This window comes from Pseudonocardia sp. ICBG1293, from assembly GCF_020131355.1.
Taxonomy (GTDB): Bacteria; Actinomycetota; Actinomycetes; order Mycobacteriales; family Pseudonocardiaceae; genus Pseudonocardia.
In genome coordinates this window covers 188357-212185 of sequence record NZ_JAHLEL010000051.1, presented here as the reverse complement: position 1 = coordinate 212185, position 23829 = coordinate 188357, and the positions used below count along the sequence as shown (strand labels likewise).

The window sequence follows — 23829 nt, the reverse complement described above, 5'->3', positions numbered from 1 at the left end:
GGTGCGGGCGGATCGGCGTTGTTCCAGACCAGTGGCCCCGGACGAGGTCGTCGATCACGTCCCGGATGCCTGCATCGGCTGCGGCACCGAACTATCCGGTGCGAACGTGGCCGGGATGGTGCGTCGCCAGGTCCACGACATCCCGACCATCCGCCCGGTCGTGGTCGAGCACCGGCTGCACCAGAAGCGGTGCGGCTGTGGCGCGACGACGACCGCGGCCGCTCCGGCCGGGGTGGGCGCGGCGGCGGTCTACGGGCCGAACCTGCGTGCGCTGGCGGTGTACCTGCTGGTGTTCCAGCACGTCCCGGTCGCCCGCACCGCTCAGTTGATCGCCGACGTGACCGGGGCGCGCCCGTCGACCGGCTGGATCAGCTCGGTGCTGACCACCGTGGCCGAGCTGCTGGTCGACGTCGAGAAGCTGATCAAATCTCTGATCGTGCTCGCGCACGTGATCCACGTCGACGAGACCAGCAGCAACATCAACGGGGCCCGGTGGTGGCTGCACGTCGCGGGCACCGAGAAGTTGACCGCCTATCACCTGCACCCCTCCCGCGGACGCGCCGCTGTGGCCGAGTTCGATGTGCTGCCCGCGTTCAGCGGAACCGTCGTGCACGACGCGCTGTCGGTCTATGACGCCTACCCGCAGGCCCGGCACGCCCTGTGCGGGGCGCACCTGGCCCGCGAGCTGGTCGCCGCCGGCGAGACGCACCCCGACCAGGACTGGCCAGAGCAGGCACTACGCGCCCTGCACGGGCTCAACACCGCCGCCCACCAGGCCCGCGAGCAGCACCTGTCGGCGATCCCAGCCGAGATCGTCGACCCCCTGCTCGACTCGTGGCGCCACGCGCTGCTGGTCGGGCTCGCCGAGCACCGCCGCGTGCCCGGGCGCCGACAATCCAAGACCCGTAACCTGCTCGAACGCCTGCGCGACCGTGACGACCAGGTGCTGCTGTTCGCGCGCGACCTCGCCGTGCCGTTCACCAACAACCAGGCCGAACGCGACGTCCGACCGACCAAGACCCAGCTCAAGATCAGCGGCTGCCACCGCTCGGAGACCACCGCGAAGGCGTGGCTACGGATCCGCGGCTACATCTCCACCGTCACCAAACACGGCGACGACATCCTCACCGCACTCCGCGACGCCATCACCGGAAACCCCCTGGCCACCGCCCCACGCAGCACCGACCTGAATGGTTACGTGAGCTCAGGGTCACACAGTGGATGCGAACAACTCGTTGTGGCAAGCCCTCGGCCTATTAGTACCGGTCAACTCCACCCCTCACAAGGCTTCCATCTCCGGCCTATCAACCCAGTCATCTCCTGGGGGCCTTACCCACTCAAAGGTGGTGGGAGACCTCATCTTGGAACAGGCTTCCCGCTTAGATGCCTTCAGCGGTTATCCCTCCCGAACATAGCCAACCAGCCGTGCCCCTGGCGGGACAACTGGCACACCAGAGGTTCGTCCGTCCCGGTCCTCTCGTACTAGGGACAGCCTTCCTCAAGTCTCCAACGCGCGCGGCGGATAGGGACCGAACTGTCTCACGACGTTCTAAACCCAGCTCGCGTACCGCTTTAATGGGCGAACAGCCCAACCCTTGGGACCTACTCCAGCCCCAGGATGCGACGAGCCGACATCGAGGTGCCAAACCATGCCGTCGATATGGACTCTTGGGCAAGATCAGCCTGTTATCCCGGGGTACCTTTTATCCGTTGAGCGACACCCCTTCCACAAGGTGGTGCCGGATCACTAGTCCCGACTTTCGTCCCTGCTCGACCCGTCAGTCTCACAGTCAAGCTCCCTTGTGCACTTACACTCAACACCTGATTGCCAACCAGGCTGAGGGAACCTTTGGGCACCTCCGTTACTCTTTGGGAGGCAACCGCCCCAGTTAAACTACCCACCAGGCACTGTCCCTGAACCAGATCATGGCCCGAGGTTAAGACACCCAATTCGACCAGAGTGGTATTTTAACAACGACTCCACCACCACTGGCGTGATGATTTCACAGTCTCCCACCTATCCTACACAAGCCGAACCGAGCATCAATACCAAGCTATAGTAAAGGTCCCGGGGTCTTTCCGTCCTGCCGCGCGTAACGAGCATCTTTACTCGTAGTGCAATTTCGCCGAGTCTGTGGTCGAGACAGCGCCCAAGTCGTTACGCCATTCGTGCAGGTCGGAACTTACCCGACAAGGAATTTCGCTACCTTAGGATGGTTATAGTTACCACCGCCGTTTACTGGCGCTTAAATTCTCCGCTTCGCCCCCGAAGGAGCTAACAGGTCCTCTTAACGTTCCAGCACCGGGCAGGCGTCAGTCCGTATACATCGTCTTGCGACTTCGCACGGACCTGTGTTTTTAGAGCGTCCGGCAGTAGAGGTGGCCGTGTGTCGGTGTTGGTAGAGACACGGACCTGCAAGTGATCATGGGATTGCTGATGTCCTGATGGTCGCCTGGAGGGTCCGTGCCTCTATTGCCAGAATCGCTGATCGACCCCCTCTGGGTCGAGTTCGCTGCCCTGATCGAGGCAGAGCGGCGCCCGGAGTTCGACCCGGCCCATCCGTGGGGATGTCACCGCCGCCGTATCCCCGACCGCCTGGTGTTCGAGCACGTGCTCGCGGCGTTGGTGCACGGCAGCGGCTACGAACGCATTGCCACCCCCGGCTGCTCGGACCGCACGATCCGCCGCCGTCTCGCCCAGTGGGCCGCCGCCGGCGTCGGGGAGCAGGTCCTTCGGGCCGCGCTGGCCGGCTATGACTAGATGATCGGTCTCGACCTCGACGATCTGTCTGCCGACGGAGCGATCACCAAGGCTCCCTGCGGTGGCGAGGTCGCCGGCTGTAACCCGGTCGACCGGGGCAAACAGGGCACCAAACGCTCCGTGGTCTGCGACGGTGCGGGGATCCCGCTGCACCTGATCAGCGCCCGCGCCAATGACCACGACTCGCCGTTGCTGAAACCGACCCTGATCGGGATCTACGACATGATCGGGCCGCTGCCCGAGCGACCGTGCCTGCACCTGGACCGGGGCTATGACTCAGGCAAGACCCGCGATCTGCTCGAACGACTCGGGTTCGACGCACAGATCGCCACCAAGGGCCGGCCCGCCCCGATCCAGGTCGGTAAGCGGTGGCCGGTCGAGCGCACCCATTCCTGGATGAACGGCTACGGCAAGCTGCGCCGGTTCACCGATCGCCGGAAGATCATCGTCGAGTTCTACCTCAACCTCGCCGCCGCGCTCACCGTGATCCGCCGGCTGATCAACCATGCCCGCAGCCGCTACCGCTGGACAACCCGACCCACGACCCGTCGACTCCGATAACCATCAATCGCCGGACGCTCTAAGAGGTCATTTCAGAACGAGGTCGACGTGTCTGTTGTAGACGACAAGCGGCTATCTGACCTGCCGTTTGATCTGTCGTCGAGGGGTCAATGGAAACTCGACAAGTCGTTCTGAAACGACCTCTTAACCCAACATCTCACGACACGAGCTGACGACAGCCATGCACCACCTGCACACCAACCACAAGGGAAGCCCTATCTCTAGGGATGTCTGGTGCACGTCAAACCCAGGTAAGGTTCTTCGCGTTGCATCGAATTAATCCACATGCTCCGCCGCTTGTGCGGGCCCCCGTCAATTCCTTTGAGTTTTAGCCTTGCGGCCGTACTCCCCAGGCGGGGCGCTTAATGCGTTAGCTGCGGCACAGAAACCGTGGAATGGTCCCCACACCTAGCGCCCAACGTTTACGGCGTGGACTACCAGGGTATCTAATCCTGTTCGCTCCCCACGCTTTCGCTCCTCAGCGTCAGTATCGGCCCAGAGACCCGCCTTCGCCACCGGTGTTCCTCCTGATATCTGCGCATTTCACCGCTACACCAGGAATTCCAGTCTCCTCTGCCGAACTCAAGTGATGCCCGTATCGACCGCACGCTCAGAGTTAAGCCCCAAGTTTTCACGGCCGACGCGACACACCGCCTACGAGCTCTTTACGCCCAATAATTCCGGACAACGCTCGCACCCTACGTGTTACCGCGGCTGCTGGCACGTAGTTGGCCGGTGCTTCTTCTCCAGGTACCGTCAATTGCTCTTCGTCCCTGGCGAAAGAGGTTTACAACCCGAAGGCCGTCATCCCCCACGCGGCGTCGCTGCGTCAGGCTTCCGCCCATTGCGCAATATTCCCCACTGCTGCCTCCCGTAGGAGTCTGGGCCGTGTCTCAGTCCCAGTGTGGCCGGTCGCCCTCTCAGGCCGGCTACCCGTCACCGCCTTGGTAGGCCATCACCCCACCAACAAGCTGATAGGCCGCAGGCCCATCCCCCACCGAAAAAACTTTCCACCACCAACCATGCGATCAATGGTCCTATCCGGTATTAGACCCAGTTTCCCGGGCTTATCCCAGAGTGGAGGGCAGGTCACCCACGTGTTACTCACCCGTTCGCCGCTCGTGTACCCCCGAAAGGGCCTTACCGCTCGACTTGCATGTGTTAAGAGGTCGTTTCAGAACGACTTGTCGAGTTTCCATTGACCCCTCGACGACAGATCAAACGGCAGGTCAGATAGCCGCTTGTCGTCTACAACAGACACGTCGACCTCGTTCTGAAATGACCTCTAAGCACGCCGCCAGCGTTCGTCCTGAGCCAGGATCAAACTCTCCAACAAAACCCTGACAAACAAACAACTGGCCACAACACCCGACGGGGTCGAATGCTGCAACCACAATTTGGCACAAAACGCCAAACCGAATAAAAATAGCTCGACACACTGTTGAGTTCTCAAAAGACCCCCGCACCGCACTCACCCACCCCCACACAAGGAGCAGGATCCTGAAGACGGATCATCTCGACCCACCAAGACAATCACACCGAGAAACTCGGCAAACCACCGGGGGTCATCGCCAGCGGGGCCTGTTGACCGAACCCCTCCGGGACCCGTTCTGTCCGGCTCACTCGCTGACAGGAAGAAAGTTACGGCATGGCATTCGGGCTCGTCAAACCGGGGTCGAAAACACGCACTGACCTGCGGAAACCTGTCTCGAGGCCGCGCAGGACCACGGTCGAACCCGACCCTGTCGAGCGACGAACGGTCGCCCTGACGAGCTCACCACGAATACTGGTTGACCAGCGACGATCGCGCAAGGGGAAGCCCGGATCGGGGCTCGGAACCGGGGGGTCCATCCGTCGTTCGTCCTGCGCCCGCCTGCTCGCCCACCTATGAGCGTCCGGCGATTGATGGTTATCGGAGTCGACGGGTCGTGGGTCGGGTTGTCCAGCGGTAGCGGCTGCGGGCACGGTTGATCAGCCGGCGGATCACGGTGAGCGCGGCGGCGAGGTTGAGGTAGAACTCGACGATGATCTTCCGGCGATCGGTGAACCGGCGCAGCTTGCCGTAGCCGTTCATCCAGGAATGGGTGCGCTCGACCGGCCACCGCTTACCGACCTGGATCGGGGCGGGCCGGCCCTTGGTGGCGATCTGTGCGTCGAACCCGAGTCGTTCGAGCAGATCGCGGGTCTTGCCTGAGTCATAGCCCCGGTCCAGGTGCAGGCACGGTCGCTCGGGCAGCGGCCCGATCATGTCGTAGATCCCGATCAGGGTCGGTTTCAGCAACGGCGAGTCGTGGTCATTGGCGCGGGCGCTGATCAGGTGCAGCGGGATCCCCGCACCGTCGCAGACCACGGAGCGTTTGGTGCCCTGTTTGCCCCGGTCGACCGGGTTACAGCCGGCGACCTCGCCACCGCAGGGAGCCTTGGTGATCGCTCCGTCGGCAGACAGATCGTCGAGGTCGAGACCGATCATCTAGTCATAGCCGGCCAGCGCGGCCCGAAGGACCTGCTCCCCGACGCCAGCGGCGGCCCACTGGGCGAGACGGCGGCGGATCGTGCGGTCCGAGCAGCCGGGGGTGGCAATGCGTTCGTAGCCGCTGCCGTGCACCAACGCCGCGAGCACGTGCTCGAACACCAGGCGGTCGGGGATACGGCGGCGGTGACATCCCCACGGATGGGCCGGGTCGAACTCCGGGCGCCGCTCTGCCTCGATCAGGGCAGCGAACTCGACCCAGAGGGGGTCGATCAGCGATTCTGGCAATAGAGGCACGGACCCTCCAGGCGACCATCAGGACATCAGCAATCCCATGATCACTTGCAGGTCCGTGTCTCTACCAACACCGACACACGGCCACCTCTACTGCCGGACGCTCTATCTCAAGATTTTTTTCGACCGTCCGTCGCGGGTCCACGGACCGACGAGCGGTCGACGCGGGGATCGCGGTCGCCACGGCAGACCGGTCCGGGTGGGTGGTCACGATCGTCGTCCGCGGGGGGCCGTTCGTCGTGGTGCACGTGGAGGTCGGCTGTCGGCACGCGAGACTCGGCGCGTGCACCCCGACGGAGACGTCCTCCCACCCGTCCTGCACCGGCTGCGGGCCGGTGCGGAGCTCACCGCGGCGGCCTGGTGCCGTACCCCCGGTGCGACGGGCCGGGTCCGCGCGACCGTCGTCGCCGGCCGGGTCGTGGTGGAGGCGGGATCCGCCGGCCCCCTGTGCGTCGCGGCGTCGCCGGGGGCACTTCCCCTGCGGGCCCGGTCGGTGGACCGGGTCGCCGTCCCGATGCTGCTCCCCCACCTACGGGACATCGACGGTCTGTTCGCCGAACTCCGGCGCGTCCTCGCCCCGCACGGGCTGATCTCGGTCCTGGTACCGGCTCCGCGGTCGTTCGGCTGGCGGGGCGGAGCACTGCGGACGGCGGTTCGCGACGCGTGGCGGCACCGGTCGGCCGTCGAACATCCCGAGTGGCTCGCGGCAGCCGCGGACTTCGCCGTCCTCGCCGACGACCGTCTCGACTTCACCCTCGACGGATCGGCACCGACGGACGGGGTGGAGGACCTGTGCGCGGCCGGCGTCTACCCGCCCGATCTGCCGGAGCGGGCCCGCGCGGACCTCGCGGCGCACCGTCGGGCGGTCCGGACGGTGCGGCTGCGCCGGGTCGTGGCCCGCCGTTGACGGTCAGTCCGCGGTGGCGATCTCGGCGACGGCCCCCGCGATCCGGAGATCCTGGGCCGGGCCGTGGGCGTCCTCGGTCTCCACGACGTCGGCGACGATGGCGGTGATGTTGTCGGGCCCCCCACCGTCGTTGGCGAGCGCGATCAGCTGGGTGACCACCTCGTCCGGCTCGGCGCCGGAGGCCAGCTCGCGGTGCAGCGCCTCGTCGTCGAGTACCGCGGTGACGCCGTCCGAGCAGAGCAGGTAGCGGTCCCCGGCGAGGATGTCGACGCGGTCGAGGTCCGGGTCCGGCGCGTGGTCGGTGCTCAGTGCACGCATCAGCACGGAGCGCCGCGGGTGGTGCGCCGCCTCCTCGAGCGTGATCTGCCCCTGGTCGACGAGCTGCTGCACCATCGTGTGGTCGTGGGTGAGCCGGCTCAGCTCGCCGTCCCGCAGCAGGTAGATGCGCGAGTCACCGATGTGCGCGAGCACCAGCTGGTCGCCGGCGAGCAGCAGGGAGACGACGGTCGTGCCCATCCCCCGCATCTCCGGCTCGTCGGCGGCGCGGCGGGCCAACCGGTCGGTGGCGTCGTTGAGCGCCTCGGTGAGCTCGGCGGCGAGGTCGATGTCGGTGAGGTCCTGCGGGAGGCGGGCCTCCAGCTCGGTGAACACCGACACCGTCGTCGCACTGGCGACCTCGCCATGGGCGTGACCACCCATCCCGTCGGCCACGATCAGCAGTCGGCCGGTCGTCGCTCCGGAGTCCTGGTTCGACGTCCGGCGACGGCCCACATCCGACCCGAGCGCGGATCGCAGTCCCAGCACCATGGGGACAGTATGGACGTCACGGTTCCCCGGCGTCGCAGGCGAGGCCCGTTCGGCGTGTGCTTCAACCGGTCGGATGGCGCTCCGCCCTGCACACGGGCCGGATCGGGTGGTTCCCGACGGCGGTGCCGCAGCCGTGATCGCTTGCCCCACTCGCTACGGTGGGGAGCGCGCCGGACGAGGTCCGGAGCGACCGGCCCTCGTAGCTCAGCTGGATAGAGCAAGAGCCTTCTAATCTCTAGGTCGCAGGTTCGAGTCCTGCCGGGGGCACATACGACCAGGTCAGCTGGTCAGGCGGGTGATCGGTCCATGATCGACCTACCGAATACCTACCGTTTACCGGGCGAGCCGAAGCCGTCCAGGGCGGCGGACGCGGCGGCTCCGGCCACCCGCCGGGACATGTAGACGTCCTGCGTCATGGACACCTTCTCGTGGCCCAGGTAGTCCGCGATGTCGCGAGCCGATAGCCCGACCGCGTCGAGCCGGGTCGCGACCAGCCGGCGGAACGCGTGCGGGTGCAGGCCCTCCCACTCGGTACCGGCGAGGACCTGGCGCAACTGCTTGCGCGTGTTGTCCGGGTCCCGAAGGGTGCCCGCCGTCGAGGGGAACACCCACGGCCCGTGGGACTCCTCGTGTCGGCGGCGCAGGGTGTTCATCAGCCAGGCCGGCGGCTGGATCGTCCGCATGCTCGCGCGGGACTTGGTGTGCGGCTGCACCACGAGCCCCTCCCCCGGCACACGGATCACCGTGCCCTCGATCGCGAGGGTGTTGGCGACGTCGTCGACACGCGGCCAGTCCAGCGCCAGCAGCTCCCCGATCCGGCAGCCGAGCCCGGACAGCACGGTCACCATGTCGACGAGGTCGTACCTCCGCGCGTCGTCGGAGCTGCCCAGGAACGCGACCAGCCGGGTCACGCCGTCCTCGGTGAGCGCGACCTTCTCCGCCGTCGACTTCCGGCGCGCGGGTGTCAGCTCGCGGACCGGGTTCGAGTCGATCGCGTCGTGGCGGACGGCCATGCTCGCGATGCCGGACAGCACCACCTTGGCGTGGTGGGCCGATCCGCTCCCCTGCCGAGCTCGCACCTCACGGATGACCCGGTCGACGCTCGACACCCGCAGGTCGCTCAACCGCAGCTCACCCACCGCCGGTTCGAGGGACCGTCGCCACGCGTCGCGGTAACTGATCTTCGTACGCAGCGCCCGGTCCGAGTCGTCCAGATCGCGGAGCCACATCTCCGCCACGACCCGGACACGCGTGTCCCCGGTGATCTCGCCGTCCAGGGCGAAGCGGCTCCGGTCCCGCAGTGCCTCCTTGAGCTTCTTCACGGACGCGGGCCCGGTCGCGGCGTACCGCTGAACGCGGCGGGTGATCCCGTCGTAGTCGCGGTAGTTGGCCCAGGACCGGAACCGGCCGGGCCCGAGCCTGGTCGTCAGGATCTTCCCGTAGGTGCCGATCGGCAGTGGTGGACGAGCCATCACGCAGCCCCGTCCTCCAGGTCGGCGAACCACCGCCGCACCGCCTCCGCCTCGTACCGCAGGTACCGACCGACCTTCTTGGCCTTCGGGCCGTAGCCCTTGCACCGCCAGTCGTAGAGCGTCGCCACCGGGACGCCCAGGTAGTCGGCGACGTCCTGCACCGACCACAGCCGCTGCTTGATCTCCATGCTTCTCACCTCCGTTGTCATCCGGTCGTCCACAGCTCCTCGCGTGCGGTGCGCCTCCTGGCCCGTGCCTGGGCGGCAGCAGTGTTGGCCAGTAGGGCGTCGGCGGTGGTGTGCCAGCCGATCCCGGCGAAGTGCAGCGCGGAGATGACGACCTCGGTGGTGTCCTCCCCGTCGTCCAGACGCTCGACCTTGTTGGCGGCGGGGCGGGGGTTGGCGTGGTCGCGTTGCCAGTCCCGGCGTGCCTGCCGCAGCGCGGTGAGGGTGGTGGAGTACCGGCGGGAGCGGGTGGAGAAGTGGCCGGCGAAGCCGAGCATGTGGGCCCACCGCCACAGCCGCCCCCAGGACGTCGACCACTCCTCGGGGTCCCAGCCGACGGGGCGTTGTCCGAGCCGCCAGCAGGCGTCGATCTGACGCCCGGAGTGGGTGGTGTGGTCGGTGTAGGAGCGCACCGTGTCCGGCCGCAGCCGCGCCGACAGATGCCCGGCGGTCTCGGTCGCCTTCGTCGCGTACTTCGCCAGGTATGCCGCGACGGCGGTCGTGGTGATCTCCGCAGCGTCGTCGAGGTCGCGGGCGGCGAGCCGGACCGGGCGCGGGTCGACCTGCTCACCCCAGCCGATCGGCCACCCGTGGGGCCGGTAGGGGTGCGGGGCGGTGGTGAACGAGGTCTCGGTGACCGCGGAGCGCAGCAGCAGGGCGACCTGCGCGGCGGAGATCCCGGGCGGGGGCGACAGGGTCAGGTGGGACAGGGCCGGGTCGGGGTCGCGGCCGTCGAGCCGAACCAGGGCGTGCAGGTGCACGGCGCCGCGGGCCTGGAACTCCGCCACCTTGGTGTAGGACAGGCGGAGCTTGTGGCCGGTGAGTTTCTCGAGCTGGCGCAGGTTGCGGGTGGCGGCGATCATCGTGCGGCGCCAGAGTTCGCCGACGTGCAGGTTCCACACCGCCTGGTGCGGGTGGTCGTAGCAGTCCAGACACAACGGCTGGCCCACGCGCGGGTCGTCTTCTGTGTGGCGTTCCCAGCAGGCGTGCCCGGTCCCGTGCTCACAGGACGTGTCGTCGCGGCGGGGACGGCACGGAAGTGGCCGGCCTTTGCGGTCGGTGCGGTGGGTGTGAACCGGACCGAACGAGGGTGCGGTGACGGTCAGGAACACGCACGGGTGCGCGGCGACGGTGGCGGGGGTGCCTTTGCCGCCGACGAGGCCGGCGGTGACGAGCTGGAAGGTGTCGGCGCGATAGGTCTCGGCGCAGGAGGGGCAGACGGAGGCGCGGCGGTTGCCGCAGGCGGTGTAGATCAGGCCGTCGGGCATCTGCGCGGTGTGGCGTTCGCTGGTGATGCGGCCGGTGGCCTGTTCGACGCGGAATACGGTGCCGGACAGCCGGATCGGGTGGGCGCATCCCGCGGCCGGTGTGACGTGGCGCAGCCAGCCGGCGAAGTCCTCGCGCCGTCCTGCGGCGGTGACCAGCTCGGCGGCGGGAGTGGATCCGGCCAGGCGGGACAGGCGTCGGGCCGCGAGGCTGTCGACGGTCGCGGAGCCGTAGCCGGTGCTCATCACGCCAACCGGGCCGGAGCAGTCGCAGCGGTGGTGCGGGTGTAGGAGCCGGCCGAGTCGGCCCAGTGAGCGTCCTCGGTCAGCGCTGCGCCCTGAGCGGTGGCGACAGCCGAGATGTAGATCGTCGGGATCGAGTGGTCCCGGGCCGCGACGCGGACCAGGACACCCCACCACCGGGCCTCCCGGGCATAGGAGTCCGCACGCGCAGTTCGCCACTGCACCGGGGTGATCGCGCCGCGCTGATAGCGGGCGAAGGCGGCACGGCAGGCCTCGGATTCGCGGCGGAGCCCCGCGGCCACCAAATCATCAGTCGTCGGTCGAGTGGTCATGCCGCACCGCCGGTGACGTCGTCGAGGCCCTGGTCCTCGGTTTGTTCGGCGATGCCGGCGGCGAGGCGGCGCATGGCGGCGCGCTCGGCCAGGGCGTAGACCTGCTCGTCGGACAGGTGCGCAGCCTTGATCCGGCGCGGGACACCGCCCTCAGCGAGCAGGAACCCGATGCCCTTGGTCTCCGGAGCCACGCTCGCCGCGGAGTGACCGCGGGCCGCCCAGCCGTGCCCGAGCACGATGTCCGACGACGCGTCGGTGGTGCAGCGGAACGCCCACCGATACCCGAACAGATCCCGCAACGACGTCGGGATGATGTCCGAGCTGGGCCGCTGCGTGGCCGCAACGACAATGATCCCCGCCGCACGGCCCCGGGCCACCAGGTCACGCACGAGCACGGAGAAGGCTTCCTGCTCGCGCTTGGTCCCGACGGTGGCGGAGAAGTAGGCCAGTTCGTCGAGGACGACCACGATCGGCGGGACGCCGTCGGCGGGGGCGATCTTGCGGCGCCGTTCGTCGTCGAGGACGGCGTAGCGCTGATCCATCTCCGACTGCAGGTCCAGCAGAGCGGCGATGGCGTCGTCGAGGCTGTTGGCGACGAACCGGTCCGCGCACGAGCGCCACAGGCCGAGTTCGACGATCTTGCCGTCGAACAACCACAGGCGGCAGTCCGTGGCGAGCGCGGCGTGGGCGACGATGTTGTTCAGCCCCACCGACTTCCCCGCGCCGGGCTCACCGGCCAGGAGCATGTTGCGGTAGATCAGCGGGACCCGGACCGCACGGCCGTCCTCGCCGGTGCCGAGGTGGATCGGCTCCCAGATCGACGGACCGGCGTCGGTGCGGCGCTCGCGGCGGTGGGCACGGTACTCATCGGCCCAGCGGCGCAGGACCAGCAGCGGGCGCACGAGCCGTCCAGGCGCGTTCTCGTCATCGGTGATCAGCGGTAGGGGCTGTGTGGGCGGGTGCTCATACATAGTCCGACCAGTCCCCACCACGCCCGTTGTCGGACGGGCCGTCGAACGCGGGCTGCGGGGCCGCGGGCAGCGCCGGGCGGGACGGCTCCGGGCGCGGGGCCCGGACGTCGGAGTTGGGGCCGTCGTGAGTGGGCCAGCCCGGGTCGTGGATGTCGCCGGAGGCGTAGCGGAACAGGTCCGAGCGGATCAAGTTCGGTGCCAGCGGGTCGCGGCGGATGATCTCGACCCGCACGACGTTGGTGAACCGCGGCCACACGACCACCCGCGCCTCACGGGCGAAGCACGCCGACGCCAGCTCCTCGGCCTGGTCCGCGACGGCGTGCGGAGCGATCCCAGCCCGCAGTATCACCCACACGACCTCACCGACCCGCGTCGGCCGCGCCCACACCGTCAACGGGCACGCCCGGGAGCGGGAGTTCAGGACCCGGCACTCGACCAGGACCTGACGGACCCGGTGGCGGGTGAGCACGGCCTGGGCGCGGTGGAACAGGAACCGCCGCGTCCACGGCAGCCCCGCCAGCACCAGCCCGACCGCGACGAACAGGGCGACCCGCGTCGTGGTGTCGAAGCCGGTACCCGGGACGGCGACGAATCGGCCGGCCTCGTCGCGGATGTGGTCCGGGCCCAGCGCCACCCACGCCCACACCCCGACGGCGAGGACGAACAGCTCCGCGCGCAGCCGCAGCAGCAGGGCGGCGACGCGGACGGCGGGGTTGGCGGGCGGGGCGGAGATGATCTCGAAGGAGTCCACACGGGACTTCCCGGCACCGAAGGTGCGGGCAGGAGCGGCGTTGCGAGCCATGACAGGGCCTTCCGGACGCGGGGCGAGCGACGAGGCGGGGAGCGCGAACAGCGGCGGAGCGTCGAGGTGCGGGGCGGGGCTCTGGGGAAGACAGCCCCGACCCGCACCACCGACCAGACGGGCGGTCAGGAGGCCTTGGACGCCTGCGCGTGCGCGGGCTCGATCCGGTCGGCTTTGAACGCCACACCGGCCCGCTGGCCCTGCTGCCACGGGATCGCGATCAGCCCCACCGGGCGCACCTCCGCGCCCTGCTCGACCTGCGGGGCGCCCGGGGTGGTGATGGTCAGGATCTCCGCGCCCTCGGCGTCGACCTTGACCAGCTGCGTGGTGAACAGCGGCGTCCCGGTCTGGCGGTCCGTGCGCTGACGGCCGTCCATGTCGTTCTTCGGACGCGGAGCCGCGCCCACGGTGTAGCGGGTGCCGGTGGTGTCGACCTTGATCGTTGCCATGACCGTCCTCCAGGGACTGAATCGGGATGGCCCTCGTAGCGGGGCAGGTCCAAGACTCCGGAAATCACCGGGACGGCCCGACCACACAGAGGGACATCTCAGGACGTCTCAGCTAGAATCAAGACGTCCCAGCTCGTGTCCACGGAGGGGTACGGCGATGGCGAACGAGCGACTGCGCGACGCACTGATGAGCGCCGGCCTCACGCCCGCGACGGCCGCCGAGCAGATCGGCGTGGACGCCAAGACCGTCGAGCGGTGGGCCACCCAGGGCCGCACCCCGTACGCCCGGCACCGGGCCGCGCTGTCCGCGCTGGTCGGGCAGAGCGAGTCCTACCTGTGGCCCGCAGCGGTACCGCCCGAGCGTCAGGCGAAGATCGCGGCCTCGGAGATCGTCGCCGCCTACCCGCACCGCGGCGCGGTCCCCGCAGAGCTGTGGGACGAGCTGCTCGCCGCGGCGACCGACCGGATCGACATCCTGGTCCACGCCGGCCAGTTCCTCATCGAGCGCCCGGACTTCATCCGCACCGTGGCCGAGAAGGCCGGCGCCGGAGTGACCGTTCGGATCAACTTCGGCGACCCCAACAGCGACGCCGTCGAGCTCCGCAGCCAGGAAGAACACCTCGGGACCGGGACGCTGGCCGCGCGGATCCGCTACGGACTGGCCGCGTACCGGCCGCTACTGGACACCCCCGGCGTCGAGTTCCGGTTCCACACGACCACGCTCTACAACTCGATCTTCCGGTTCGACGACCAGGCCATCATCAACACCCACGTCTACGGGGTCCCCGGCGCCCACGCCCCGGCGCTACATCTGCGCAAGCTCGGCGCCGGGGACCTGTTCGACACCTATGCGCGTAGTTTCGTCGACGTGTGGAGCACCTCGACCCCAGCGCGTTGGTGACCGGCGTGGCCCGGACCGACCACTTCCACGACCCCGACGCCCCAAAGGCGACCAGCATCGTCATCGCCGTGAGCGCGTTCGTCACCGACGAGCGCGACCGGCTACTGATGATCCGCCGCACCGACAACAACCTCTACGCACTCCCCGGCGGACGCCACGAGCTCGGCGAGACCATGACCGAGACCGCGGTCCGCGAGACCGACGAAGAGACCGGCATCCGCATCGAGGTCACCAGCCTGGTCGGGATCTACAGCAACCCCGACCACGTCATGGCCTACAGCGACGGCGAGGTCCGACAAGAGTTCTCCATCTGCTTCCGCGCCCGGCCGGTAGGCGGGGAACCGCGGACGAGCGATGAGTCCTCAGAAGTGCTGTGGGTCGAGCGGGCCGCGCTGGACGGCATCGACGTCCACCCCTCGATCCGGCTGCGCATCGAGCACGGATTCAGCCGGCGGGACCCGTACTACACCTGACCAGCCAGGCCCACGGACGACAGCCACGCCTCTGCGCGGTCTACGGCGCCACGGCGGTCGGCCATGCTGCCGTCGAGAGCGCGGCTCACGTAGTGGTCTGCGGGATAGCGCTCCTGCACCTCGGCCATGCGGTCGTCGAACGAGACGCGCTCGCCGTCCGGGCTCGTGGTCATGTCGAGGTACCAGAGCAGATCGCGCACCAGGCCGCGTGGATCGTCGAATGCGTGCAGCTCATCGAGCAGGCCCAGGACGTCAGCCTCGTGGGCCGCAGCGGAGTGGAATGCGACCAGGCCGCACATCAGGTCGTCCGCACCCCAGTCGCGGAGTGCACGGGCACCGTCGAGCGGGTGGAACCGTGTCGCACCGAGGTTCGGGGCGTAGCCGACGTCGTGCAGCCAGCAGGCGGCGACGAGGACCGGGCCGCCGTCGAGATGTGGGCCGATGACCTCAGCGCGTGTGGCCACGCCCTGGACGTGGTTCCAGCGACGCGGCAATGCCTCGGCGAGGTGGCGTTCAGCCACCGAGCGAGCCGCATCGAGGACCATCACATCTCCGAGCCTAGGAGGCCGTCCGGACGCTTGCCCGGACCATTAGCCGTAGCCGACCAGACTCCACCCGCTCGGTGTCTGGGTTCAGATGATGCGGGACGGGTTGGCTTCAGATGATCGGTAACTGCTCCTAGCCAGTTGTTCGGTCTCGGACACCGTAGGCCTTGAAGCGGGTCAGGGGCCGGGTGCTGGTGCGGGGGATCTGGGTGATGACGTGGTGTGCGTGTTCGTCGTAGACGGTCAGGGTGGTCTCGCCGATCTCGATGGTGACGAGCTGTCCGGCGTAGCGCTGGCCGACCAGGACGCGCTGGTTGATGACCTGGGTGGCGCCCTGGGAGGAGACCCGGCGTTGGGTGCGGGCGGGGCGGTCGTCAGGGGCGGGTAGTGGGCCGGCGGCATGAGCGCCGCGGAGTTTGCGTCGCTGGGCCGGGGTGAGTTCCAGGGTGGTGGTGCGGGTGCGGACGCCGTCGACGATCACGTGGGCCAGGCCGTCTTCGAGGTGGATGGTGACGCGGCGGCCGGCGTGTTGGGCGCCGACGTTGAGGTGGGTCCCGGCGACCGAGACTCCTCCGGTGTAGTTCGCGGTGCGGTGGATCTGCAGCGGGCCGGGATGTGCGCGGTCGGCGGCGGGCAGGACTGGGGCCGGTCCGGCTGTGCGGGCGCCCTCGGCGCGCAGGCGGGCCAGGTGGGTGGTGGTCATCCGGGAGGGCACGGTCTTGCGGTGGACGCCGTCGAAGCTGAGATGGACGGTGGTGGTGTCGATCCAGAGGGTGGCGATCCGCCCGGTCAGGGCTGTGCCCAGCCAGAACTGCTGACCGCAGACTCCGAGGTTGCCCGAGGTCGGGACGACGCGTTCGATCTCGACTGCGGCCGTGGGAACGGGATGGGCCGGCGGCGGTGACGGGACCGGGACGGTGACGGGGGCGGGCTGTTCGGTGGGTGGGACTGGGGCGGGGGTCTCGGATAGGTCGTCCGGGAACGGGTCGTGGTCGTCGGGTTCGGGCAGGCCGGTGAGCTCGGGCGGGCTCCAGATCCGGGGTGCTGGGTCCGGGCGCTGCTGGGCCGTGGGGAAGTGGGTGGCCGGGCTGGTCATGGCCCGGGCCTGGTGGGGGCGGTGGTGGTTGTAGTCGTGGACCCAGTGCTCGATCGCGGATTGGGCGGCGTCGAGGGAGTCGAACGGGCCGTGGTCGTCGAGTAGTTCGGCTTGGATGCTGTGATGCCAGCGTTCGATCTTGCCGGTAGTGGTCGGGGACCGGACCTTGGTCAGTAGGTGGTCGATGCCGTTGCGGCGGCAGATCCGGTCGAAGAGCACCTCGACCCGGCGGGGTCGGGCGAAGCGGCCGGTGAACTGGCGTCCGTTGTCGGTCAGGACCTGTTCCGGTGGCCCGTAGCGGGTCATGGCGTCGCAGAACGCGCGGCAGACCGCGCGGGAGGTGGCGCGTTCGACCACGGTGGCGATCACGGCGAAGCGGGAGTGGTCGTCGATACCGGTGACGAGCTTGACCTCCCGGGCCCCACCTTGCGCGGTGGGGTCGGTGATCCAGACCGAGCCCATGATGTCGAGCTGCCAGAGCTGCATCGGCTCAGGTCGTTCCCAGCGCTGGTAGTCGCCCCGTGCCCGGCGCCGCGATGTGGGGACGATCAGGTTGTTGCGCACCAGGGTCCGGTAGATCGACGACCGTGACGGCGGGGTCAGGCCGGTGCGGGCGAGTTCGTGGCCCAACCGGCGTGGGCCCCATCGGGGATGGTTACGGCGCATCTCGCAGATCAGGGCCTCGACCTGCTCGTCGAGCTGCCAGGGATGGCGGTGCGGACGATGGGAACGATCGGCCAGCCCGGCCAGGCCCTCCTCGCGGTAGCGGCGCACCCAGGCGTGCACCGTCTTGCGCGAGACCCCGTAGCGGGCGGCGACCTCGACCACCGGTGCGCGGGCCGAGAGGACTTCCATCACCGCGTGATAGCGCTGCTCCACGACGCTCAACTCCACGAGCATCAGTCCTGGCCCCTCTCGCACGACGACCGTCGTGCACAGCAGAGACCAGGAGCGGAGCGTTACCCCTCATCTGGAGCCAGCGTGTCACCCATCAAGCGGAACCCGACAACTCCACCCGCTCGGTCGGTGAGGACTTTCTTTACGTCTTCAAGCCGGCCCTGGCGGGCCGGACGGGCGGCGTCGCTGCCGTCCGCCTCCTGCCTCCGGCCCGGCGGCCGGCGCGCGCACGCCCGCCAACTCATGACCCGCCGGATGAGACAAGGACAATCAAGGAATAACAGTATTCAGCGTTGTATCGACCTAGTGTTGCGGTAACTAGGTTACTTTACTCACGGGCTGGTTTACGGGATCATGAGCTGTGCCGTTGACTGTGACCGTGGACGTTCCGGCCGCCGACCGCGAGGTGCTGGAGTCCTGGCTGCGTTCCTCGTCGGTTTCGGCGGGACTGGCCCGACGGGGCAGGATCGTGTTGCTGGCCGCGGACGGGGTGGCGGTCAAGGACATCGTCACACTGGTCGGGGCGTCGAAGGCGACGGTGATCGGGTGGAAGAAGCGTTACGCCGCTGAGGGGATCGCCGGGCTGGCCGACCGGCCCAAGGCGGGCCGGCCGCCGGTGATCGACGAGGTCGCGGTCGTGCTCGCCACGCTGGAACCGCCGCCTGAGCGGCTCGGAGTCACGCACTGGTCGTCACGGCTGCTCGGTGCCGAGCTCGGGATCTCCCACGTGTGGATCGGCAAGATTTGGCGGCGGTGGGGGCTGCAGCCGTGGAAGTCCGAGACGTTCAAGTTCTCCACCGATCCCGAGCTCGAAGCCAAGGTCCGCGACATCGTCGGGTTGTATCTGAACCCGCCGGACAAGGCCGTCGTGCTCTGCGTCGACGAGAAATCCCAGGTCCAGGCCCTGGACCGGACAGCGCCGATCCTGCCGATCATGCCCGGTATCCCGGAGAAACGGACGCATGACTACGTCCGTCACGGCACCACCACGCTGTTCGCGGCGTTAGAGGTCGCGACCGGGCGGGTCGAGCAGGCGTGCCTGCCGCGGCATCGCCATCAGGAGTTCCTGCGGTTCCTCAAGCAGGTCGCGAAGGCCTACCCGCGGCGCAAGCTGCACCTGGTGGTGGACAACTACGCGACCCACAAGCACCCCGCAGTGAAGGCCTGGCTGGCCCGCAACCCGCGGATCACCCTGCACTTCACCCCGACCTCGGGATCGTGGCTGAACATGGTCGAGGTCTTTTTCGGGGTCATCACCCGCCAGGCCATTCGCCGTGGCAGCTTCGGCAGCGTCAGAGAACTGATCGGCGCGATCGGCCGGTTCATCGACGGCTGGAACGAACGCTGCCACCCGTTCATCTGGACCAAACCCGCAGACCACCTACTCAACCACTGCCGACCCGGTCAAAGAACATCGTTTACGCGACACTAGGAGGTCGCGCGGATTGGTTGGTGATCATGGACGTCGTGCAGGTCGGGCGTTCCAGCGGTGTGTGGTCCAGGCCTGCCGAATCAAGCTACGGAGTGTGACGATCGTGTCGGCGAGGTCGAAGAACGCGTCGACGACGATTTCTCGTCGTTCGTAGCAGCGCTGCAGCCGGTTGAAGCTGTTGTGCCAAGCGTTGGTCCGCTCGACGTGCCAGCGGCGGGTGGCCTGGATCGGCGCTTTCTCACCCTTGTGCGCGATCTCGCCGTGCAGGCCTCGTTCGGCCAGCGTGTCGCGGGTCTTGCCGGAGTCATAGCCGGCGTCGAGGTGCACGGTGATGTCGTCGGGCAGCGGGCCGAGAGCATCGAGGCGGTCGAGGGTGGGGCCCAGTAGCGGGGAGTCGTGCCGGTTGGCTCCGGCCAGGACTCGGCCCAGCGGGATGCCGTATCCCTCGACGAGCACCGAACGTTTCATACCCTGTTTGCGCCGGTCCACCGGCGACGGACCGGCGACCTCGCCGCCGCCGGGGGCCTTGGTGATGGCGCCATCGACGGCGATGTCGTGCAGCAGCAGACCGACGATGCGGTCGTAGGCGTCCAGGACGATCCGACGCAGCTGGGCGAAGACCCCGAGCCTGATCCACTCGTCACGACGATCGCGGATGGTGGTCGCCGAGCAGGTGCTGTCAGCGATGCCCTCATACGAGCAGCCGAACCGCAGTACCTGCAGGAGCTTGTCGAACACGATCCGATCCGCGATCCGGCGGCGATGGCAGCCCAGCGGATGGGTGGGATCGAACTCGTCTCGATGAGGCAGCAGCGCGGTGAACTGGTCCCACAACGGCTCGGTCAGCCATGATGGCAGGGTGGGCACGCGGCCTCCAGACGATCACGAAGCGTAGATAACTTCATGATCGGCAGGCCCGTACCCGCCCTCGCCCCCAGACACTCGACCGCGGCCAAGCTGTGACCAATCCGCGCGACCTCTAGGTCGCAGGTTCGAGTCCTGCCGGGGGCACACTTTCCACAGCTCAGCGCGTCGCTGCTCCGACCGCCTCACGATCAGCCCCACGTTGTGGTTCGGGCGGAACACCTCCAGAGCCGCGGCGGCGTCGGTCCCGTGGGTCGTGCACGACAGGGAGACGTCCTGGTCGGCGGCCTGCGGCCGGCCGGATCCTGCGGCTCCCGGCCCAGGACACGCTCGGCGCGCGACCGACCGGCATCGTCAGGACGCCACCCACGAGCAGCGGTCCCTGTCCGGTGAGGCCACCCCCACCCCGATCCCGCGGTGATGTCGGGCCGGTCGCCCTATGCCGCTCCCCGACCACGGTGTCGTCCCGGCACCGGGCGCGGTCCGGTCCGTTCGTCCGCACAGAAGGGCAGACCAGCGCGATCGCCGTAGTCGACCGGATGCCGGTGAACGACAGTCTGGACCATGCGTATCAGGAGCTTCGTCCTCGCGGCCGCAGCGGCCCTCGGCCTGCTCGTCGTGGTCCCGGCCGCCCCCGCTTTCGCCATCAACCAGGTCTCGTGCACCAGCCAGACCGTCAAGCTCGACATCGATCACGGCAACGGAGCCGGCACGGGCAGGTGCTTCGCCAACAGCGGCACGACCGGGGTGAACATCGGCGGTGTCTACCGGGCCTCTGCCGGGAACAACCGGACGACGATCAACTTCGAGGTCAACGGCCGGTACTACACGAAGACCCTGGACCGGGGTCTGCACATCAACTTCGCCGGCAACGTGCGCGTGTACGAGGTCCGCATCTGGTGACGTCCCCCGCCCCGCCGGGTACGACCGGGGGTCGCCCTCGGGCCGAACACACCTCGCACTGCCGCGGAGTCGAGGAGACGCCCGGGCTCCCCGCGATCCGCGGGTCCCACGCCGCCGTCGGCGGACTCCCACCGGTCACCAGGTCGACCGACCCGCCCGGGCCTCACACACCCCGGCCGCGGGCTCGATCCCTGCCGGGGGCACCGGGTCGGGGACTCACCCCGATGACACCACCGGAGGGCCCGGACCGAACGTGACGGCGTGCCGCGTCGCCGCCGCCGTGGCCCGTCGGCCCGTCGGCCCGCACGGCAGGGCGGCCGCGGGGCGAGGTCGGGTCCGCGCCGACCCGCGCGACGACGGGCCGGTGTCCCCGGTCTCAGCCCAGCGGTCGGGTCTCGGCGAACTCCCACACCGACTCCGACAGGTCGGGCCCGGCCCGGTCGGCGAACAGGCCGTCGGACCGGGGCCCCGACCAGGAGTGCCCCATGCCCTCCACCAGGTAGGAGTCGATCGTCGCCTGGCCGGGGACGCGGTAGCCGGTGCGGGTGTACGGGTAGCCGTCGGCGGGCTCGACGCGGTCGACGGCGTCGGGCGTGGTGTCGACGTCGGGCCGGCCGGTGGCGACGAGCGCACCGAGAGCCAGCCACTGGGACACCAGGCGTTCGGCCATGAACGGCCGGACGACCTCGTCCTGATCGCCCTGGACGACGAGCAGCGGGACCTGCCGGGCCCGCGGGCCCATCTCCGCCAGCGCGAGCCGCGCCGTGTCGACCGGGGTCACAGCGGGGTCCTCCGCGAACCGGTGGAACCGGTACTCCCCGCCCGCCACCGAGGTCACGGTCGCGACCAGGTCGGGGTAGGTGACCCCGAGGATGACGGCCGTGCCCGCGCCGGAGGATGCCCCGGCCACGTGCACGCGGGCCGGGTCCGCCCCGTAGAGCTCGACGACCTGCCGGATCGCGCCGGCCAGCAGCTCGGGCTCGCCGCGGCCCCGCTGCTGGTGCTCCGGCGACAACGAGTTCCAGCACATCTGCACGTTCCGCAGGATCGACTGGGTCGGGTAGACGACGAGGAAGCCCTCGCGGTCGGCCAGGTCGTCGAAGCGGGTCATCGCCCGCATCGAGTTCAGGCCGGATCCGGTCATCCCGCAGCCGTGCACGGCCACGACCACCGGCATCGGCCGGTCCGCCCGCCAGGACGGCGGCAGGTGGACCTGGTAGTCCACCCGGCCCTCGGGGCTGGAGTAGCTGCCGTGCCGGTCCTGACCTCCCTCGGGGGTCCGCGCCTCGGCGACCGCGGCGGGCACCACGACGGCGATCAGCGCCACCGCCGCCAGCCCCGCGAGCCACACCGTGGCTCGGCGTACGGGTCGACGTTCGTCCATACCGGCATCAGCTCCGTTCTCGATCCGACGGGCGTAGTGCACGCCATGCCGTTGCGGCCGGGTCAACCCGGGCTACGCACCGCGGTGCGCACATCCGCAGCCGGCTCCCCGGCAAGCCTGGTTGACGGGCACGTGTCTGTCAATTTAACGTTGACATCGTGAAGTTGAAGTTGACAGACGCCGTCCGGGCCCTGCACGGTCGCGCCGACGCACTCCTCGCCGCACGAGTGCTCTCGGCCGACGCGGATCACGCCGGCGCGGTGGAGCGGGCCCTGGCCGTCCGCTCGGCCGCCGACGACGTGGTGCGGGCCGTCGTACAGGAGGCCCGGGAGGCGGGCGCGACCTGGCAGGTCATCGGCGACGCGCTCGGTGTGAGCCGGCAGGCGGCCTTCCAGCGCTACGGACGACCCATCGACCCCCGAACGGGAGAACCCATGAACACCACCCCGCTGCCCGGCGCCACGGACCTGGCCACGACCACCGTCGAGGATCTGGCCGCCGGACGCTGGTCCCGGATCACCGCGCAGTTCGACCCGGCCATGCGCGACGGCCTGTCCGAGGATGCCCTGGCCGCCGCCTGGGCACAGGTCGTCGGCCGGTCCGGCGCCTTCGAGGCGCACGGCGAGCCGGAGGTCTCCCGGGCCGGCGACGTGACGGTCACCGACACCCGGCTGTCGATGGAGGCCAGCGACTACACCGCCCGCATCTCCTACCGCGACGACCGCAGCATCGCGGGTCTGTTCATCCTTCCTGTGGACGAGTCGTGACCGCGCCCGCCCTCGGAGCGGACCGCTCGACCACCGGGCCCGGCGGCCGGATACCCCGGGCGGACCTGGCGTCGGTGGCCGTGTTCCTCGTCCTGGCGTTCGGGCTCGCCTGGCTGGTCGCGCTCCCGTTGTGGCTCGGCGGTGGGCTCGCCGACCCCGCGTTCACGCCCACCGCGCTGGCCATGATGGCGACACCGGCCATCGCCGCCGTCGTCGTCGTGTTCCTCGTGGAGCGGCCGGCCCACCGGGCGCGGGCACTCGGGCTGTGGCCGTTGCGACCGCTGGGCAGGCTGGTCGGGTACGTCGCCGCCGGGATCGCCGTGGCCATGGCGCTGGTACTCGTCGCGCTCCCGGTCGGCGCGCTGTTCGGGGTCTACCCGGCCGACCTCACCGGCCTGTCCGGCTTCCGGGAGACGCTGGCGGCCCAGCTCGGCCCCGACCGGGTTCCCGAGTCGGTCGGCCCGATCGTCCTCGCGCAGCTCGCCGTCGTCCCGGTGGCCGCGGTCGTCGGTGTCCTGCCCGCGCTGGGCGAGGAGATCGGCTGGCGGGGCTGGCTGTTGCCGAAGCTCGTGCCGCTGGGCGCGGTGCCGGCGATCCTGATCTCCGGTGTCGCCTGGGGAGTCTGGCACGCCCCGGTCGTCCTGCTCGGGTACAACTACCCGCACGCACCCGGCTGGCTGGGCGTGCTCTCGATGGTCGGGATGTGCACCGTGGTCGGCGCGGTCTTCGGCTGGCTGCGGCTGCGCTCCGGCTCCGTGTGGCCCGCGGCCGTCGCGCACTCGGCGTTCAACGCGACGGCCGGGTCGTACCTGCTGTTCGCCGCGGCCGGCGCGCCCGTGGACACCACCCGGGCGACCGTCCTCGGCTGGAGCGGCTGGATCGTGCCGCTGGCCGTGGTCGTCGTGCTCGTCGCGACCGGACGGTTCGGGCCCGCGACACGTCCCGACGCCGGGCTGGGCGCCCGGACCCGCCGGCACCGGTCGTGAGCGCGTGGCCGGTCACGACCGGA

General features: G+C 69.2%; 19 protein-coding genes, 1 tRNA gene, 3 pseudogenes and 4 other annotated features. Of the genes and pseudogenes, 10 read left to right on the top strand and 13 right to left on the bottom strand.

Translation table 11 applies throughout. The features are described from left to right. Position 1: 1 nt before the first annotated feature. Positions 2-1093: pseudogene (locus tag KPF47_RS41140) on the top strand (IS66 family transposase); the annotation flags it as partial. 155 nt (positions 1094-1248) lie between these two features. Beyond that, positions 1249-2117, bottom strand: a sequence feature (23S ribosomal RNA rRNA prediction is too short). Positions 2118-2150: 33 nt separating this feature from the next. Further along, positions 2151-2371: a sequence feature (23S ribosomal RNA rRNA prediction is too short), on the bottom strand. A gap of 93 nt (positions 2372-2464) precedes the next feature. Beyond that, a pseudogene (locus tag KPF47_RS26960) lies at positions 2465-3322 on the top strand (IS5 family transposase). Positions 3323-3368: 46 nt separating this feature from the next. Beyond that, positions 3369-3609: a sequence feature (16S ribosomal RNA rRNA prediction is too short), on the bottom strand. A 65-nt stretch (positions 3610-3674) separates the two neighbouring features. Further along, positions 3675-4650: a sequence feature (16S ribosomal RNA rRNA prediction is too short), on the bottom strand. Between the two features lie 581 nt (positions 4651-5231). Here the strand turns inward: KPF47_RS26960 and KPF47_RS26955 are convergent. After that, positions 5232-6089 (bottom strand): annotated as a pseudogene (locus tag KPF47_RS26955) (IS5 family transposase). Positions 6090-6369: 280 nt separating this feature from the next. On the opposite strand from KPF47_RS26955, the gene KPF47_RS26950 reads away from it, so the two are divergent. After that, positions 6370-6993: a methyltransferase domain-containing protein gene (locus KPF47_RS26950; RefSeq protein ID WP_224391627.1), complete on the top strand. Its 624-nt coding sequence runs from the start codon at positions 6370-6372 to the stop codon at positions 6991-6993. A 3-nt stretch (positions 6994-6996) separates the two neighbouring features. Here the strand turns inward: KPF47_RS26950 and KPF47_RS26945 are convergent, their stop codons facing one another. Beyond that, on the bottom strand, positions 6997-7800 hold the full coding sequence (locus KPF47_RS26945) for a Stp1/IreP family PP2C-type Ser/Thr phosphatase (RefSeq protein ID WP_224391626.1): 804 nt from the start codon (positions 7798-7800) through the stop codon (positions 6997-6999). Positions 7801-7993: 193 nt separating this feature from the next. On the opposite strand from KPF47_RS26945, the gene KPF47_RS26940 reads away from it, so the two are divergent. Further along, positions 7994-8067: transfer RNA gene (locus tag KPF47_RS26940), tRNA-Arg, on the top strand. 59 nt (positions 8068-8126) lie between these two features. On the opposite strand, the gene xerC is transcribed toward KPF47_RS26940, so the two are convergent. The 7 genes from xerC to KPF47_RS26905 all read right to left on the bottom strand — a co-directional run bounded on the left by xerC (position 8127) and on the right by KPF47_RS26905 (position 13558). Continuing rightward, positions 8127-9272 carry a tyrosine recombinase XerC gene (gene xerC, locus KPF47_RS26935; protein ID WP_224391625.1) on the bottom strand — a complete coding sequence of 382 codons (1146 nt, stop codon included), beginning with the start codon at positions 9270-9272 and terminating at the stop codon, positions 8127-8129. Then, on the bottom strand, positions 9272-9460 hold the full coding sequence (locus KPF47_RS26930) for an AlpA family transcriptional regulator (protein ID WP_224391624.1): 189 nt from the start codon (positions 9458-9460) through the stop codon (positions 9272-9274). Before KPF47_RS26930 ends, xerC begins: the two co-directional genes overlap by 1 nt. 17 nt (positions 9461-9477) lie before the next feature. Then, positions 9478-11007: a replication initiator gene (locus KPF47_RS26925; protein WP_224391623.1), complete on the bottom strand. Its 1530-nt coding sequence runs from the start codon at positions 11005-11007 to the stop codon at positions 9478-9480. Beyond that, positions 11007-11306, bottom strand: coding sequence for a hypothetical protein (locus tag KPF47_RS26920; RefSeq protein ID WP_224391622.1), 300 nt, complete (start codon positions 11304-11306; stop codon positions 11007-11009). Before KPF47_RS26920 ends, KPF47_RS26925 begins: the two co-directional genes overlap by 1 nt. 26 nt (positions 11307-11332) lie before the next feature. Next, positions 11333-12238 (bottom strand): FtsK/SpoIIIE domain-containing protein, encoded by a 906-nt coding sequence (locus KPF47_RS26915; RefSeq protein WP_224391621.1) that lies wholly within the window; start codon positions 12236-12238, stop codon positions 11333-11335. A 61-nt stretch (positions 12239-12299) separates the two neighbouring features. Next, on the bottom strand, positions 12300-13109 hold the full coding sequence (locus KPF47_RS26910) for a hypothetical protein (RefSeq protein ID WP_224391620.1): 810 nt from the start codon (positions 13107-13109) through the stop codon (positions 12300-12302). 125 nt (positions 13110-13234) lie between these two features. Further along, complete coding sequence (locus KPF47_RS26905; protein WP_010228114.1) at positions 13235-13558, bottom strand: hypothetical protein; 324 nt, start codon at positions 13556-13558, stop codon at positions 13235-13237. A 157-nt stretch (positions 13559-13715) separates the two neighbouring features. Between KPF47_RS26905 and KPF47_RS26900 the strand changes: the two genes are divergently transcribed. Beyond that, positions 13716-14459, top strand: a complete 744-nt coding sequence (locus KPF47_RS26900; RefSeq protein ID WP_224391619.1) for an XRE family transcriptional regulator — start codon at positions 13716-13718, stop codon at positions 14457-14459. A 5-nt stretch (positions 14460-14464) separates the two neighbouring features. Continuing rightward, positions 14465-14932: an NUDIX hydrolase gene (locus tag KPF47_RS26895; protein WP_224391617.1), complete on the top strand. Its 468-nt coding sequence runs from the start codon at positions 14465-14467 to the stop codon at positions 14930-14932. On the opposite strand, the gene KPF47_RS26890 is transcribed toward KPF47_RS26895, so the two are convergent. Both KPF47_RS26890 and KPF47_RS26885 read right to left on the bottom strand, forming a co-directional pair. Further along, the gene (locus KPF47_RS26890; protein WP_374108908.1) at positions 14923-15477 is read right to left on the bottom strand and encodes an HD domain-containing protein; all 555 of its coding nucleotides are present in this window, start codon (positions 15475-15477) and stop codon (positions 14923-14925) included. The genes KPF47_RS26895 and KPF47_RS26890 overlap by 10 nt on opposite strands. A 133-nt stretch (positions 15478-15610) precedes the next feature. Further along, complete coding sequence (locus KPF47_RS26885) at positions 15611-17473, bottom strand: IS481 family transposase (RefSeq protein ID WP_224388005.1); 1863 nt, start codon at positions 17471-17473, stop codon at positions 15611-15613. A gap of 364 nt (positions 17474-17837) precedes the next feature. Between KPF47_RS26885 and KPF47_RS26880 the strand changes: the two genes are divergently transcribed. Beyond that, on the top strand, positions 17838-18902 hold the full coding sequence (locus KPF47_RS26880) for an IS630 family transposase (protein ID WP_255658826.1): 1065 nt from the start codon (positions 17838-17840) through the stop codon (positions 18900-18902). Between the two features lie 24 nt (positions 18903-18926). Here the strand turns inward: KPF47_RS26880 and KPF47_RS26875 are convergent, their stop codons facing one another. Continuing rightward, positions 18927-19769, bottom strand: coding sequence for an IS5 family transposase (locus tag KPF47_RS26875; RefSeq protein WP_224386276.1), 843 nt, complete (start codon positions 19767-19769; stop codon positions 18927-18929). Positions 19770-20330: 561 nt separating this feature from the next. Between KPF47_RS26875 and KPF47_RS26870 the strand changes: the two genes are divergently transcribed. Next, on the top strand, positions 20331-20669 hold the full coding sequence (locus KPF47_RS26870) for a beta/gamma crystallin domain-containing protein (protein WP_224391614.1): 339 nt from the start codon (positions 20331-20333) through the stop codon (positions 20667-20669). Positions 20670-21045: 376 nt separating this feature from the next. Here KPF47_RS26870 and KPF47_RS26865 read toward each other — a convergent pair whose 3' ends face one another. Further along, positions 21046-22053 (bottom strand): PHB depolymerase family esterase, encoded by a 1008-nt coding sequence (locus KPF47_RS26865; protein WP_224391613.1) that lies wholly within the window; start codon positions 22051-22053, stop codon positions 21046-21048. A gap of 170 nt (positions 22054-22223) precedes the next feature. Here KPF47_RS26865 and KPF47_RS26860 point away from each other — a divergent pair, with 170 nt between their 5' ends. Together KPF47_RS26860 and KPF47_RS26855 are read left to right on the top strand one after the other, a co-directional pair. Beyond that, on the top strand, positions 22224-22820 hold the full coding sequence (locus KPF47_RS26860; RefSeq protein WP_224391612.1) for a DUF3887 domain-containing protein: 597 nt from the start codon (positions 22224-22226) through the stop codon (positions 22818-22820). Beyond that, positions 22817-23806: a CPBP family intramembrane glutamic endopeptidase gene (locus KPF47_RS26855; protein WP_224391611.1), complete on the top strand. Its 990-nt coding sequence runs from the start codon at positions 22817-22819 to the stop codon at positions 23804-23806. Before KPF47_RS26860 ends, KPF47_RS26855 begins: the two co-directional genes overlap by 4 nt. Positions 23807-23829: the final 23 nt, after the last annotated feature.

Coding starts and splice junctions, on each gene's coding strand:
- KPF47_RS26865 (WP_224391613.1), bottom strand. CDS start 22,053: ATGGACGAACGTCGACCCGTACGCCGAGCCACGGTGTGGCTCGCGGGG.
- KPF47_RS26890 (WP_374108908.1), bottom strand. CDS start 15,477: ATGGTCCTCGATGCGGCTCGCTCGGTGGCTGAACGCCACCTCGCCGAG.
- KPF47_RS26925 (WP_224391623.1), bottom strand. CDS start 11,007: ATGAGCACCGGCTACGGCTCCGCGACCGTCGACAGCCTCGCGGCCCGA.
- KPF47_RS26945 (WP_224391626.1), bottom strand. CDS start 7,800: ATGGTGCTGGGACTGCGATCCGCGCTCGGGTCGGATGTGGGCCGTCGC.
- KPF47_RS26910 (WP_224391620.1), bottom strand. CDS start 13,109: ATGGCTCGCAACGCCGCTCCTGCCCGCACCTTCGGTGCCGGGAAGTCC.
- KPF47_RS26870 (WP_224391614.1), top strand. CDS start 20,331: ATGCGTATCAGGAGCTTCGTCCTCGCGGCCGCAGCGGCCCTCGGCCTG.
- KPF47_RS26885 (WP_224388005.1), bottom strand. CDS start 17,473: ATGCTCGTGGAGTTGAGCGTCGTGGAGCAGCGCTATCACGCGGTGATG.
- KPF47_RS26930 (WP_224391624.1), bottom strand. CDS start 9,460: ATGGAGATCAAGCAGCGGCTGTGGTCGGTGCAGGACGTCGCCGACTAC.
- KPF47_RS26900 (WP_224391619.1), top strand. CDS start 13,716: ATGGCGAACGAGCGACTGCGCGACGCACTGATGAGCGCCGGCCTCACG.
- KPF47_RS26905 (WP_010228114.1), bottom strand. CDS start 13,558: ATGGCAACGATCAAGGTCGACACCACCGGCACCCGCTACACCGTGGGC.
- xerC (WP_224391625.1), bottom strand. CDS start 9,272: ATGGCTCGTCCACCACTGCCGATCGGCACCTACGGGAAGATCCTGACG.